Origin of the sequence: Acidipila rosea (assembly GCF_004339725.1) — a bacterium.
Taxonomy (GTDB): Bacteria; Acidobacteriota; Terriglobia; order Terriglobales; family Acidobacteriaceae; genus Acidipila; species Acidipila rosea.
This window is the reverse complement of record NZ_SMGK01000001.1, coordinates 664806-679646: the sequence shown is the minus strand read 5'-3', so window position 1 is coordinate 679646 and position 14841 is coordinate 664806. Positions and strand designations below refer to the sequence as shown.

7 protein-coding genes and 1 tRNA gene are annotated in these 14841 nt (G+C 58.6%); 3 read left to right on the top strand and 5 right to left on the bottom strand.

All coding sequences use genetic code 11. The features are described 5' to 3' along the window. Positions 1–43: 43 nt before the first annotated feature. Positions 44–748 (top strand): dTMP kinase, encoded by a 705-nt coding sequence (tmk, locus tag C7378_RS02785; protein ID WP_341539112.1) that lies wholly within the window; start codon positions 44–46, stop codon positions 746–748. Then, positions 720–2132, top strand: coding sequence for a cytochrome P450 (locus C7378_RS02780; protein ID WP_131991452.1), 1413 nt, complete (start codon positions 720–722; stop codon positions 2130–2132). The genes tmk and C7378_RS02780 overlap by 29 nt, the downstream gene beginning before the upstream one ends. Here the strand turns inward: C7378_RS02780 and glgX are convergent. From glgX to C7378_RS02760, 4 genes are all read right to left on the bottom strand, one after another. Continuing rightward, a complete protein-coding gene (gene glgX, locus C7378_RS02775; protein WP_131991450.1) occupies positions 2129–4270 on the bottom strand; it encodes a glycogen debranching protein GlgX in 2142 nt (713 codons plus the stop codon). The two genes, C7378_RS02780 and glgX, sit on opposite strands and share 4 nt — an antisense overlap. A gap of 52 nt (positions 4271–4322) precedes the next feature. Then, positions 4323–5708, bottom strand: a complete 1386-nt coding sequence (locus C7378_RS02770) for a tetratricopeptide repeat protein (RefSeq protein WP_165876618.1) — start codon at positions 5706–5708, stop codon at positions 4323–4325. A gap of 67 nt (positions 5709–5775) precedes the next feature. Continuing rightward, positions 5776–9348 (bottom strand): TonB-dependent receptor domain-containing protein, encoded by a 3573-nt coding sequence (locus tag C7378_RS02765; RefSeq protein WP_243648019.1) that lies wholly within the window; start codon positions 9346–9348, stop codon positions 5776–5778. 181 nt (positions 9349–9529) lie between these two features. After that, positions 9530–10897, bottom strand: coding sequence for an MATE family efflux transporter (locus C7378_RS02760; protein ID WP_243648018.1), 1368 nt, complete (start codon positions 10895–10897; stop codon positions 9530–9532). A 55-nt stretch (positions 10898–10952) separates the two neighbouring features. Between C7378_RS02760 and C7378_RS02755 the strand changes: the two genes are divergently transcribed. Beyond that, positions 10953–11040 (top strand) — tRNA-Ser (locus tag C7378_RS02755). A 268-nt stretch (positions 11041–11308) separates the two neighbouring features. Here C7378_RS02755 and C7378_RS02750 read toward each other — a convergent pair. Further along, positions 11309–14749 (bottom strand): WD40/YVTN/BNR-like repeat-containing protein, encoded by a 3441-nt coding sequence (locus C7378_RS02750; RefSeq protein ID WP_131991446.1) that lies wholly within the window; start codon positions 14747–14749, stop codon positions 11309–11311. Positions 14750–14841 lie beyond the last annotated feature (92 nt).

The window sequence follows — 14841 nt, the reverse complement described above, 5'->3', positions numbered from 1 at the left end:
CGGGAGTTCTCCCCGACAATCAGGATGAACCAAGTCTAAAACAGTGAAGCACGCTGCTAAACTTCAGGGAATGCAAACCGGCTACTTCATTACTTTCGAAGGCATTGACGGCTCCGGCAAGTCTACCCAGCTGAAGCGACTGGCAGCGTCGCTAGCGGCGCAAGGGATGCAGCCAGTGGTGACAAGACAGCCAGGCGGAACCCCTGTGGGGGACCGCATACGTGCGCTGCTGCTCGACTCCCGCACGGAGAGGCTGGCAGCGATGACGGAACTCGGCTTGATGTTCGCAGATCGCGCGCAGTCAATTGCAGAGATTATCGGCCCGGCGCTGACTGAAGGCCGCATCGTGCTGTGCGATCGCTTTACGGATTCGACGGAGGCCTACCAGGGAGGCGGCCGGGAGCTTGGCAGCGAGGTGGTGCTGCAGCTCCATGCGACGATGTGCGGCGGCCTGAAGCCTGACCTGACCCTGCTGCTGATGCCGGATTTTGATCGCGCACTGGCGAGAGCCCGCAGGCGTAACGAGCGAAACGCCCCGAAAGGTGGAAACGAAGACCGCTTTGAGCGGGAAGGCAATGCTTTTTACCGGCGCGTCTTCGACAAGTACAGCGAGATCGCAAGGCGTGAGCCTTTGCGTGTGGTGGTAGTGGATGGCGACCGGTCTATTGAGCAGATTCATCAGAGCATCGTACAAGTGGTAGAGGAGCGTTTAAGAAACCATGGCTACCACATGCCAGACCGTGCCTGACTGGACCGTGATTGAGCGCGGCGGATATCGCTTTCCTCCAGGGCTCAAGCGGAACCTTCCGTTCTATCTTTTCAGCAGGTTCTTCCGGCCGGGAAATCCGATTCTGCTCTTTGAGCACCTGGCAAAGACCTACGGCAGAATGGCTCACTACCGACTGGGGACAAATCATATTGTCTTCGTGAACGAGCCGGAGTTCATACGCGAAATCCTCATCAATCAACCGCAGAACTTCATTAAAGAGCGCACCCAATACCGGATGAAAATCCTGCTCGGGGAAGGGCTTATCACCAGCGATGGCGAGGCTCATAAGCGACAACGCCGCATCGCTGCGCCAGCGTTTCACAGGCAGCGGATTCAAGCGTACGGCGGGATGATCGTCGATCGCGCGGCCGCCATGCGCGATGCATGGCGGGAGGGTGCGGAGCTCGACGCCTCGTCAGAAATGATGGCGCTGTCGCTGCAGGTGGTCGCAAGGACCATTTTTGCAACGGATGTGACCGCAGAAGTTCAGAGCATTAACGATGAAGTGAACGCAATCATGCGGCTGTATAACTTCCTGATTGCGCTGCCGCGCGCCGAGGCCATGCTGCACCTGCCGATCCCCGGACTGATGCGCTTTCGACGCGCTCGCAGGCAGCTGGACAAGGTTGTGTATCGCATGATCGAAGAGCGGCGGCGGGATGCGACTGACCGCGGCGATCTGCTGTCTATGCTGCTGGCTTCGCGCGATGAAGAGGCGGACCGCAGCGGCATGAGCGATGAACAGCTCCGCGATGAGGTAATCACGATCTTCCTCGCCGGATATGAAACAGTCGCCAACGCGCTCTCGTGGACATGGCTGCTGCTGGCTCAAAACCAGGAAGTAGAGGCGAAACTGCACGCGGAGATCGACAGCGTGCTCAAAGGCCGGCTACCCACCCTCGAGGATATGCCACAGCTGCGCTACACGGAGATGGTTTTCGCCGAGTCCATGCGGCTCTATCCACCCGCCTGGGCGATGGGGCGGCAGGCAACGCGCGATGTTGAGATAGGCCCTTACAAGTTTCCCAACGGCACTTACTTTTTCTTCAGCCAGTACATCATCCAGCGCAGTGCAGAGCACTTCCCTGACCCGCTGCGGTTTGACCCGGAGCGCTTTACGCCGGAAAACAAGGTGGGGCGTCCGCGCTTCGCCTACTTCCCTTTTGGCGGTGGCAGCCGCCAGTGTATCGGCGAATCGTTCGCGTGGATGGAAGGGATACTGGTCCTCGCAACGATCGCTCAGCAGTGGCGTCTGAAGCTTGTACCCGGACAGCGTATCGAGGTGCAGCCGAAAATTACGCTGCGGCCGAAATACGGCATCCGGATGATCGCGGAACGACGCCCCGACAAGAAGACGAACTAGAGCAAGGGAGGCGGCACAATCGGCTTTTCCATGAGCACGTTCAGAGACCGCCCCTCGATACGTACTCGCTTCTTGGCAATGGTGTGCTTGAATGGCGTCTCAAGGTCATTGGTGTTGAGGATGCAATGCCACACACCACTGCCCGGACATGGCGGCAGCAAGAAGGTGACCGCCTCGTGATGCGCGTTGAGGAGGAGCAGAAAGCTGGCGTCCTTGACGGTGTTGCCCAGCTGGTCTATCTCTGCCAGCGTCTCACCATTGAGCAGCAGGCCCAGTGTGCGTACCCAGCCGGCGTTCCAGGCGGCGGGGCTCAGCTCCTCGCCATCGATGTCATACCATGCAATATCCCGGGCGGCCGAGTTGTGAATGACGCGGTCCTGAAAGAACTTCTTCCGGCGCAGGTTTGGGTGGGATCTGCGCAGTTCCACCAGCTTGGCAACGAAGTCGATCAGCGATTCCTTCTCCGATGACGGCGTCCAGTCGTACCAGCTGATTTCGTTGTCCTGACAATAAGCGTTGTTGTTGCCGCGCTGCGTGCGCCCCATTTCATCGCCGCCGGAGATCATTGGCACTCCCTGCGAGAGCACCAGCGTGGCCAGGAGATTTCTCTTCTGACGCTCGCGGGCATGGATAATCTCCGGATCGCTGGTCGGACCCTCCACCCCCATGTTCCAGGAATGATTGTCGTTGGCGCCGTCCTGATTGTTCTCCGCGTTCGCCAGATTGTGCTTGCAGTTGTAGCTGACCAGATCGTGAAGGGTAAACCCATCGTGCGCGGTGACAAAGTTGATGCTGGCGTATGGACGGCGGCCATCATGCTTATAAAGATCGCTGGAACCAGTCAGACGATATCCCAGGTCTGAGAGCTGCCCATTGTCGCCCTTCCAGTAGCGACGGACGGTGTCACGATATTTGCCATTCCACTCAGCCCATAGCACGGGGAAGTTGCCGACCTGATAGCCTCCCTCGCCCACGTCCCATGGCTCAGCAATCAGCTTGACATCGGCAAGTGTCGGATCCTGATGAATGATGTCGAAGAAGCCGCTGAGGCGATCAACGTCATGCAGTTCCCGGGCGAGAGTGGCTGCGAGGTCAAAGCGGAATCCATCGACGTGCATCTCGGTGACCCAGTAGCGCAGCGAGTCCATAATGAGCTTGAGCACCTGCGGATGGCGGACATTGAGGCTGTTGCCGGTGCCGGTGTAGTCCATGTAAAAGCGCGGATTGTGGGCGAGGGTGCGGTAATAAGTGAGATTATCGACTCCCTCGAACGAGAGCATGGGGCCAAGATGATTGCCCTCAGCGGTGTGGTTGTAGACAACATCGAGAATGACTTCAATGCCCTCTCGGTGAAGCGTCTTGACCATTGCTTTGAAGGCCGCTACCTGGTTGCCCTCGTCGTTGGTCGCGCAATATCGGCCTGCCGGAGCAAAGTAGCTGAGCGTGTTGTAGCCCCAGTAGTTCGTGAGCCCTTGCTGAACGAGATGGCTGTCGTTGACGAAGTGATGCACCGGCATCAGTTCAACGGCGGTCACACCTAGACGCTTAAGATGGCGGATGCTGGCGGGAGAGGCGAGGCCCGCGTAGGTGCCGCGCAGATGCTCAGGTACATCCGGATTCCGGATGCTGAATCCGCGCACATGGGTCTCATAGATTACTGAATCGGCGAGCGGTATTCGCAGAGGGCGATCGTGCTCCCAGTCAAAATACGGATTGACGACGATACACTTGGGAACGCCGGGGGCGCTGTCACGGTCATCGCGGACGAGGTCCGCATCATGAGAGCCAAACTTATAGGGGAAGATGGGCTGGGTCCAGTCGACATAACCCGTAATGGCCTGGGCGTAGGGATCGACCAACAGCTTGGCCGGGTTGAATCGTAGACCATTGGCTGGGTCCCATGGTCCGTGCACGCGGTATCCGTACTTTTGGCCGGCGGGGATGCCCGGGAGGTAGCCGTGCCAGACAAAGGCTGTGACTTCAGTGAGGGGAATCCGTTCGGATTCTATGCCATCGTCGTCAAAGAGACAGAGATCTACACCCGTTGCTCGCTCTGAATAAATTGAGAAATTAACGCCCGTGCCGTCCCACTTTGCTCCGAGAGGATAGGGGCGGCCAGGCAATATTTTACTAACCATTAACTACATTTTACGCGACTGACTATGCGCGGGCCCTCTTTGCGAAGTTCTTTTATTTCTGAGTGATAAGAAAGGTCGTCACCTTTTTGAAGCGGGCATTCAGATCGTCGGTCTCCTGCTTGCTGTACTTCTGCTCAAGGGCGATCTCCTGCTGCGCCTGTTCGCGCTTGCCAGTATGCGACCATGCAAGCCCGAGGCGATAGTGAGCCTTGGCGAAGTCGGGTTTGAGTGCGATGGCCTTCTGCAGAGGAGGAATGCTCTCGGCCCACTTCCCTTCCTGCTGGTCGAGCATGCCAAGCAGATAGCTGGCCTCGGGAAGCCTGGGATCCGCGGCTAAGGACTGATCGAGCAGAGAGCGTACCTGCTTGAGATTTTCAGAGCCGGAGGGGCTGTGCAGAATGCTGGCTGCGGCGTAGGCAGCGGCAGGGGCGTTCTTAGGATGCCGCTCGGCAAAGGCGACGAGCTTGCCGCAGTCGCCGCTTCCATTAGGCAACAAGGCGCACATGTGTCCCAGCATGTCCGCGTAGAAAGCATTATCAGGATCGGCGTCGAGCAGGCGCGAGAAGATCGGGGTGGCGCGGGCGTAGTCATTCGCGGAGTAATGGGCTATGCCGAGGCCGACCTCCATCCGCCTGCTTTGAGGGTATTTTGAGACTCCATACTCGAATATCTTGATGGCCTCGGCGAATGTCCAGTGACGGAGAAGTTCGACGCCGAGCACATACAGATTGGGCTCGCTGGGGTCGAGCTGGACAGCCAACTTGTAGTGCTCCACTGCGTTCTTGTAGTCGCGTTGCTGCTCCGCGATGTCTCCGAGCAGTTCCTGATCAGGGGCTGACGATGGCGCGTCGGCAAGCTTTGCCATCAGGGCGGCGGCCTGGGCCGCATCACCGGACTCAAAGGAGGCGAGCGCCCAGTTGTAGATGAGATCCGGATCATCGAATTTGCCCGCAGAGGCGCGCGCAAAGGCTTTGGCGGCAGCCCTGGGATCGTGGTTGAGCATGAGGGCCTGGGCCAGATCCGATTGCGTGTGAGTATTGGCTGGATCGAGAGCAGACGCACGCTCGAGTGCACGCAATGCCTCAGGGTTGCGGTTCAGCTTCAAGAGCGCCGCCCCGAGGTTGGCTTGCGCGATGGCGGAGCCGGGCTGGAGGGTTGCGGCCTTCTTAAGCAGGGGCAGAGCGGAGTCGAACCTGTTGCCTTCGGCGTAAAGGACCCCGAGCGATTCGAGAACTTCAAAACTGGATGGGTTGCGACGGGCGAGGTCGCGAAGCGCCGGTTCTGCGACTTCCGGATGGCCCTGATCCTGCGCATCGAGCGCGCGGCTGAGAGCTGCGCGGTCGGCTGCGCTGAGCGGATGCTGCGTCTGCGCTGCAAGCGGCAAAGCCAGCAAAAGGGCGGACGCGGAGAGGATGATCAGTTTGCGGAATCGAAGCACTGCGGATTGGTTCTCCATCGGCGGAGACTGTGGTTGCAGTCTCCGCCATCAGGAAGAGTGTAGCGCGCTAGAAGTTATACTTTCCGGCGAACTGGAAGAAGCGGGAATCCGGAGTGTAGCTCTGGAAGAACCGCGCCCCGGTGATGAGGCCGCCATTTGCGGAGATACCGGTATTGCTGGGCTCTCCGTAGGCGGGCGTGTTCAGAACGTTAAAGGCGTCTACGCGAAACTGGAAGGTTTGCTCGCGGAAGGTCTTGAAGTTCTTGAACAGGGACATGTTGACGCGCTCATAACCAGGACCGTTGATCTGGTTACGGGGCGAGCCGAGATAGGCCAGAGCTGCAGCACCAGACACAGTGTTGGGCTGTCCATTGGCCTGATAGGTGATGTTGCTGGGCTGAGGATTGCGGAAGGCGCAGGGGTTAAACCAGTTCTGCACAGTACGCACCTTGGTTGGGCAGGTGAAGGCCGCTGAGCCGGTGAAGTTCGGATCAGGTGTGCCGCCGCCCTTGAAGGGATCCGAAACGCGAACAGCGCGCGCGGATGCTCCAGAAGGCGATGTGATGTTAGTCGCGTAGACCGTGAATGGTTCGCCAGTCTGCGCGCTGAAGGTGAGACTGGTCATCCACCCACCGATGATGTAATCCATCGCACGGCTCTTGTTAGCGTACTGCCGTCCGAGGCCGAAGGGAAGCTCGTAGCTGCCATTGATGTTGAAGCGGTGACGAACATCGAACGGTGAGCTTGCGTAGTCCTGATTGATCGGAACGATGTTGGTGTTGCGGTATCCACCATCTCCTGTGCTGCCAAGAGGTGTCGGAGCATCGTCAAGAGAGTGCGAGTAGGTATAGGTGGCCAGATAGCTGAGCCCGTTAGAGTAGCGCTTCTGCAAGGAGGCCTGGAGCGAGTTGTAGTTGGACGACCCCGCATAGGAGCTGTAAGAAACACCACCAAAATCAGGGAAGGGCTGAAGCGGATTCGGATTTGGTCCGTATCCGTTTGGCGCCAGTGCGACCGGCGCATTGGGATTGGGGAAGACCTGCAGGTGACGGCTGTTATCGCCGACATAGCTGAGGTTCACAACCATGTTGTTCGACAGGCTGTATTCAATGGCGAGGTTGTAGTCCTGGGTATAGGGCGTCTTCTCTTTCGGATCGCTTCCGCGCAGACTGGGGACAGAAATGGAATTCTGCAAGCCTGCGGCGATTGCGTTGCTGAACCCGGACTCGAGGGTGAAGCCGTTGGTCGGGCAGCCTCCTCCGTTCACGCAGCTTGTGGGGCTGGGGAAGTTGGAGTCGAACTCGAACGGGAAGTTCTCGCCGAGATTGGGATAGTATCCGATGCTTTCCAAGCCGCCAAAGAAGATGCCATAACCACCGCGAACCACTGTCTTGTCATTGATGGTGTAGGCAAATCCGAAGCGGGGTGCGAAGTTGGTCTTCTGCCCCTGAACCAGCGAACGGTTGCTGGTGTACTGCACCTGGATATTGTCCTTGGCGAGCAGGTTAGCGAAGGCCGGAGCAAGAACGGTGTTCTTCTGGCTGTTGGCCAGCAGATAAACACCTTGACCGGTGCCAGGGCCTGGCGCGTTGGTGGGATAGAACAAGGCCTGGTGATCGTGGCGCTCGTAATAAGGCGTTGCGTACTCCCAGCGAAGACCCATATTGAGGGTCAGCTTGGGACTTGCCTTCCAATCATCCTGGAAGTAGGCTGCACGATCCCACCGCACATCGTCGCTATTGAAGATGTTGGAGATCGCCGAACTGTTCATGGTGCCCAGCAGGAAGTCGGCAGCACCGAAGCCGGTATTCGCCGTCCCTACCTGAGAGGTGAATACACCGGTGTAGTTATAGGTGCCGCGAGGCTGCGTTGGCTGTTGGGTGGAGAAGCGAATGCGCTGGAAGTTCACGCCCATGTGCAGACTGTGGTTGCCGGCAACCTTGGTGACGTTGTCGAGAACCTGCCACACATTCTGATATTCGTTCGACACGTAGAAGGTCGGGGAGCCGAAGAAGGAAAGCCCTCCAACATTGAAAGCCGGAAGACCACCATTGAGCGGCTGATACGGAATACCACCGAGTCCGAGCGTTGGCGCAATGTCGGTATTGGCATTGAACTGTTGATAGCCGAAGTGGCCATAGTTATAGCCAAAACGGAACTCATTGGTCAGGGTCGGAGTAAAGATGTGGGTTTCGCTGGTCGTAAAGTTCTCGCCCAGATTGATGATGTTGCCGGTATCGCCGAAGCTGCCGCCATCCAGAATGGGTCCGAGTGGCGCCGGGTGATTGCCGGGTTCATGCTCGTAACTGAAACGCGCAAAGATCTGATCTTTTGAACTGATGTTGTAGTCCATACGCGTGTCCCACTGCCAGGTGTTGTCGAGGGCATTGGTCTGGACTGTGTAGTTATTGTAGGTCTGCCCGGGAGCGCCCTGGTTAGGCAGAGGGAACAGGTTCATGAGCCGAGCGGCAACCGGGTCAAGCTGGTTGGGGCAGATTACATTCTGCTGACCGTCGCACTGCAGGAGCTGGGTGCCAGCCGCTGTAGTGCTGGGCTGATAGAGGGTGACTGCTGCTTTTCCGGTGGTGAGTGCTGGATTGAGGAGCTCGCTGAAGTTGCCCTGCCGCATGAGGGCGGTAGGAACATTTAAGCCGGAGTGGGTCTCACCAAAGATGATGCGATTTGCCTCGACATCGCCGAAGAAGAAGAGCTTGTTCTTAATGATCGGGAAGCCGAGGGTGGCGCCAAACTGGTTCTGACGATACTTGGCTACCGGATTGTTGCCATCGAAATACTGGCGAATATCATATGCATCGTTGCGGTTGTATTCCCAGATGTCGCCATGTACCTCGTTTGTGCCGCTCTTGATGCTGGCGTTGATAACCGAGCCTGCCGAGTGGCCAAACTCCGCGCTATAGGCGCCGGTCTGAATCTTGAACTCGGCGAGGGCATCCGGTGGAGGCCGCACGACGAAGCTGGCGCCGCTGAGGAAGTCTACGACGTTGTTGTTGTTATCCACGCCGTCCAGGATGAAGTTGTTCTGCTCGGCGCGCTGGCCGTTTGCATTGAAATCGCCTTTGCCGGCGCCGCGTGAACCGCTGGGAGGATTTACGCCTGCGGCGAGCTGTGCGATGAACACCCAGTTGCGACCGTTAAGCGGGGTGTCGTTGATGGTCTTCGTGCTAAGAACCTGACCGCTGGAGCCGTCCTCGGTCTGGAGTAGCGGTGGGGCCCCGGTAACGGTGATGGTCTGGGTTGCTGCACCAGCCTTCAATTCCACGTTGACCTGCAGACGCTGCTGGACATCCAGATGCAGATTCTCCTGGGTTGTCTTCTGAAAGCCTGGCGACTCGACTGAAATCCTGTAGTTGCCGATCTTGATGGGAGAGAAGCTGTAAAAGCCACTCTGGTCGGATTTTCCGGTTAGCTGCAGTCCGGTATCCGTGTTGGTGAGCGTGACGCTCGCACCTGGAACCACCGCTCCCGTGCTATCTGCAACGATGCCGTTGATGGTGCCCTGATCGGTCTGGGCAAATACCGCGGCCGTGCCGAAGCAGAACAGCAGAAACAGAAGAGCGACCGGAGAAGCGTTCCGCATCCTGCTGAGAAGCTTTGGCTTCTCTTTCTTTTGTGTGGCCATGAAGACCTCCTTAAATTAAGTTCGAACGTTGTACTTCGGGGTGTGTAAACGATTGCTTGAATCGAGAAATCGCTTACATAGAAGTCCCCCAAATGGACTATTGCCGAACCGCACAAAGAGATAAAGAACCCGAATAACGGTTGTCAAGAAAAAAGATCAGCCAAAAGGATGAGGCGTAAAACTACGCGATGGAACAGGGCTTTTGCCAGTGCCGCGCCAGACGGCGAACCAGAATGGCAGCGATGATCACCAGCGCCAAGGTGAGTCCCGACCAGAGACCGGACAAGCCACGGTGAAAGCCGAAGCAGAGGATCAAACCTACGGGCAGGCCGATGATCCAGTAGCCGATGAGGTTGGCAAACATGGGCATACGGGTGTCGCCGACGCCGCGGAGGGCTCCAGTGGCTACCGTCTGCATTCCATCGAAGATCTGAAAGGCTGCGGCAAGGGCAAGGATGGGCACTCCTGCCGCAACCACCCGGGGGTCGAAGGTGTAGATGTGGATGATGGGCCGGGCCGCCGTCAGAAAAAGCACAGCCGTGGAGGCCATAAAACAGACGGCAAGTGCAAGGGCCAGCCATCCTGCCCGGCGTGCGCGCTGCGGGTCACCTGCACCCATGGCATGCCCAACCAGAACGGCCGCAGCCGAGGAGATGCCAAGCGGCACCATGTAGGTATAGGCGGCGCAGTTGAGGGCGATCTCATGGGCAGCGAGGGGGATGGGCCCAAGATGGGCAGCAAAGATGGTAGCTGTCCCGAAGGCCGCAACTTCCAGCACGATCTGAAAGGAGGCTGGTAGGCCAAGCTGGAAGAGTGCGTGGAGACGACGCCAGTCCGGACGGGGCCAGTGGTAGAAGAGACCGTGACCCCGGCGGCGCTCATGAAGCCAGGCTGCCCCGATCAGCACCGCAGCCATATAGACACGTGCAAAGCACGTGGAAAGCGCAGAGCCGCGTACTCCCAGAGCCGGAGCGCCCATGCGGCCATAGATCAAAAGCCAATCTCCGGCCAGGTTGACCAGGTTGGCGGAGATCAGGGCAAACGCGATCGGCTTAACGCTGCCGACCCCCTGCAGGTACCGTCGGAAAGCGCCGTAAACGAGTAGCGGCAACGTGCCCCAGTTCAGCGTAAAGAGATAAGAGCGGGTCAGCCGGGCTACGGCAGGGTCTACGCCATGCGAACTGAACCATGGGGTTATCGCAAAGATCAGGAGCATAAGCAGCGGTGATATTGCCGCTGCAATGTAAACCCCCTGAGCCAGCGAGCGATGGCAGTCGTCATATTCGCCTGCGCCCCAGGATCGGGCCACCAGAGTATCCAGACCAAGTAACAGCCCAATGCCAAAGAGAGACGGAGCATAGTAAATAGCATTCCCAAGCCCCACGGCGCCGATCGCCCGAGGGCCAAGACCGCCGACCATGACGGTATCGACCACGGTCATGGTCATCCAGCCAACTTCAGACAAGGCAACGGGTATGGCCAGCCTGAGAAGCGCACGGAGCTCTCCGCCCACTCCCGGGGAGCGCTCCGGATGAATCACGGTGTCCACGAGAATACGTTACAGCAGTTTCCGGGCTCGGATTGTGATAGTTTGAAAAGAGCGCGGAGAGATGGCCGAGTGGCTGAAGGCGCACGCTTGGAAAGCGTGTATACCGCAAGGTATCCAGGGTTCGAATCCCTGTCTCTCCGCCATACCTTTCTAATTCACTTAAAAATCAATGATCTGGACTCGATAAGCGCGACTTGCTTCGTTCAGTCGGCGCCTGCGCATTATCCAAATGTGGAGTTTGTGCGCATTTCGTAGGAGCATTGAAGCTACCCTTCCGATTCCGTAAAGACGCAGTGAGTCGCTCGTTCTCTTATCTCAAAAACAGGCGCGGTTATGTCCCAGCGCCTCCGGACGGCGTCGTGCGTCAGGCTGCGCTGGGTGCTGAGGGCCGCGGAGTGAACGTGCGCGGCTTTATGGCTGGAGAGCGCTGCCGGTGACGACTCCTGTGAGTTTGTGCTCCGCCATGGCGCGGTTGAATGCAGCCAGATCGACCTGAATAAACTGGCTGAATCTCTCGAGAGCGGAGCGGTACTGAGGCTCCAACATATTTTTCTGCTCGAGGATGGCAGCCGTGGGTGCGTCATCGGCACCTTCAAGCGTCCCGTCGAGAGCAAAGAGGTGCTCACGAAGTTGGTCTGGCTTTCGCAAGGTCGACTCAGCGGCTCCGGCGTTGCTGGTGATCTGCGACTGAACCGCTTTGCTCTGCTTCTCGAGAGTTTCGACGGCGCTTTTGATGCCTGCTTCCTCGGGCGTACCCTTTACTGCAAGCTGCAGCGCGTTAACCTGGGCTTGGATTGCGTCCAGCCGGTTAAGGATGAGATCGAGCTGAGAGATGTGGTGAAGAACGGACTGGGTAGCCTCAAATCGTGCTTCCATCTCAGATTGAGTGCCATGCGAGGAAGGATCGTTGACAACCGTGATTCTGGTCGAGCTGGTCTTGCCGTCAACAGAAAGCGTGGCAGTGTAGTTGCCGGGTGGAACCAGTGCGCCGGATTGCGGCCCCTTGTTGAAATCGGGCGCGGCCTCCCAGCGTACGGGCCCGTCGGCGCGTAGATCCCAGTAAATGCGCTGAAGGCCAGGCTTGACCGGGACCCAGGGGCTCCGGGTTTGAGTGTCGGCGGCAGACTCCGCGGTAGCGGATTCCCTGGATGGGGTAAGCTGCTGCGCTGTCTGCGTGGCCGGTGCGGCATGGGACGGGGTGGCCTCCTGCTGCTCTGGCCGCTGCCCGGAGTGCTGCGTTGCCTGCCCCACCTGTGCCGCAGGTGGCACCTCGTCCTCCTCGGCAGGGTTTTCGCCGTCGCCGGGCTCATGCAGCCCCTTCATCGTGCGGACCACATGACCTTCAGCATCGGTAATGACAAGCTGGCCGGGAGCTTTGCCAGCATGGGAAAGGTAGTAGACGAGCTGTGCTCCATAGGCAGGGTTCTTGCCGTAGAAGGCACCGTCTCCCAACGCCTCGACCGGCGACCAGGGCCAGAAGCGCAGAGCGTCGGCAGGTGCGAAGAGGTGAGGTGAGCTTTGGGCTGCTTGAGCGGAGAACTGCTGGAATGGGGTGAGGTCGTCGAGAATCCACACGGCGCGTCCGTGGGTGGCAACCACCAGATCGTTCGATTGCGGTACCAGTGCGAGATCGTAGACTGCCGCATTGGGCAATCCCAGGCCGAAGAGGTACCAATGGGTGCCCTCGTCCCAGGAGACATAGAGGCCATTTTCAAGCCCTGCGTAGTACATATGCGGATTGTGCAGGTCTCGCTTGATGACATGTGCATAGACCTGTGGCAGATCACCGCTGACGGATTGCCACGTCGCACCGTAATCAGCAGTGCGGTAGATGTAAGGCTTGAAGTCCCCGCTGAAGTGGCGATCAACGGTGATCAAGGCATCACCCGGAGCATCAGGTGCGACGTCAATGGACTCCACTCGCCCCCAGGGCGGCAGACCGGAAATGTGAGAGGTGACGTTCGTCCATGTAGCTCCCCCATCGCGCGTGAGCTGGACCTGACCATCATCCGTGCCGACCCAGAGGACCTTGGGGTCTTTTGCGGAGGGTGTGATGCGTAGGATGGCATCGAAGACCTCAGCGCCGGAGTTGTCCTTCATCACCGGGCCGCCAGAGGATTGTTGCCTGGACTTGTCGTTGCGGGTCAGATCCGGACTGATCGGCTTCCAGGTACGTCCACGGTCTTCGCTCTTGAAAACGACGTTGGCACCCGCATAAAGCACGCGAGGATTAGATGGTGAGACCGCGAAGCCTGCGTTCCATGCGAACCGATAGGGCAGGTTAGCAACGCCGTCGCCGGCGAAATCCCGCGGGTAGGGTTCGATGTCATGAACCTGTTCCGCCGCACGGTCGAAGATCATGAAGGCGCCATTCTGCGTGCTGTTGTAAAAGAGGTCGGGATTGTCCACCGCAGGGATGGCATACATGCCGTCTCCCCCGTTGAGATCAAACCACTGGCGGTCGAGGATGCCTGAGGAGTTCTTGCTGCGGCCAGGACCGCACCAGGCGCTGTTGTCCTGCAGGCCACCGCAGACGAGATAGGGCCGCTGGTTGCTGGTGCTGACATGGTAGAGCTGCGCGATGGCGAGGTTGTGCAGAAACTGCCAGTGTCCGCCATTGTCGCCGGAGAACGCCACCCCGCCATCGTTCCCCTCAATGATGCGGCCGGTACCATCCGGATCGATCCAGATAGTGTGGTGATCTCCGTGGATCTGCTTTGCGATAGTGGCGAAGGTCTTGCCCCCGTCTCTAGACTCCATGAGGTCGTTGGAAAGGGCAAAGATGTGATCAGGGTTGTGCGGGTCAACGGCGATGTGGGAGAAGTAAAACGGGCGCACATCCACCTCTTCGTTTTTGCTGACGAGAGTCCAGTGAGCGCCTTCATCCTCGGAGCGCCAAAGCGTGCCCTCATTCGCACCCATCACTGCGTAGACAACACCCGGAGCGCTGGGCGCAACCGCGAGACCTATGCGACTAACGGGCCCCGAGGGCAGGCCGTGGCCGCTGAGTCGCTGCCAACTCTGGCCCTGATCGACTGATTTATAAATGGCGTCTTCAGGACCGCCATCGGAATAGCTCCACGGAGTACGACGGAAGCGGTACGCAGCCGCAAAAAGCACCTGCGGATTAGCAGGGTCCATCGCGAGATCGGATATGCCGACAGCAGGAGCGATGTAGAGAACCTTGCGCCAGGTGGCGCCGCCATCGGTGGTGCGATAGATGCCGCGCTCAGCACTATCAGCCCAAGGACTGCCCATGGCGGCGGCGAGAACAGTGTCCGGATGATGAGGATCAATGACAATGCGGGAAATCTGGAAGCTGCCATCAAGCCCCATATGCTTCCAGTGCGTTCCGCCATCGGTGGACTTATAGATGCCGTTTCCGAAAGAGACGTCATTGCGGATATTGGCCTCGCCGGTACCGGCCCAGATCACTTGAGGGTTCACGGGATCAACCGCCAGCGCGCCTATGGAAGCAACGCTCTGGTGCTGAAAGAGCGCCTTCCATGTGACGCCGCCATCGGTGGTGCGAAAGACACCGCCATCGGCGGCCCCCACGTAGTACACCTCGCTTTTGCCGGGTACGCCGGCAACAGCGGTGACGCGTCCGCCAGAAATGGCAGGCCCGATTTCGCGGAAGCTAATGCTCTTCTGGACCTCCATTGGAAGCCGCGTGCGGCCCTGCTGGTCGGCCGTCTGCGGGCCTGCCTGCGCTGCCGAGACGATGCCTACTGCAGTAGAAGGTGGCTGCTGGGCAGTAACTGCCGCAGAATGGCAGAAAAGCAGATAGAGGGCGAGAGCGGATAAGGAGGCAGAACGGAACGAGATGGCGCGATCGAAGAATCTGGTCATGAGAGGGAGTTAGTTTAGCACGCACGCTTATTGAAGCGGACGAGTGGGGATAGAAGGAGTGATTTTTCATTAGGCAGATTATTTCCTAATGC

Bases quoted from the DNA above. Each gene is read 5' to 3' on its own strand.
- C7378_RS02780 (WP_131991452.1), top strand. From the start codon at position 720: ATGGCTACCACATGCCAGACCGTGCCTGACTGGACCGTGATTGAGCGC.
- glgX (WP_131991450.1), bottom strand. From the start codon at position 4,270: ATGGTTAGTAAAATATTGCCTGGCCGCCCCTATCCTCTCGGAGCAAAG.
- C7378_RS02765 (WP_243648019.1), bottom strand. From the start codon at position 9,348: ATGGCCACACAAAAGAAAGAGAAGCCAAAGCTTCTCAGCAGGATGCGG.
- C7378_RS02750 (WP_131991446.1), bottom strand. From the start codon at position 14,749: ATGACCAGATTCTTCGATCGCGCCATCTCGTTCCGTTCTGCCTCCTTA.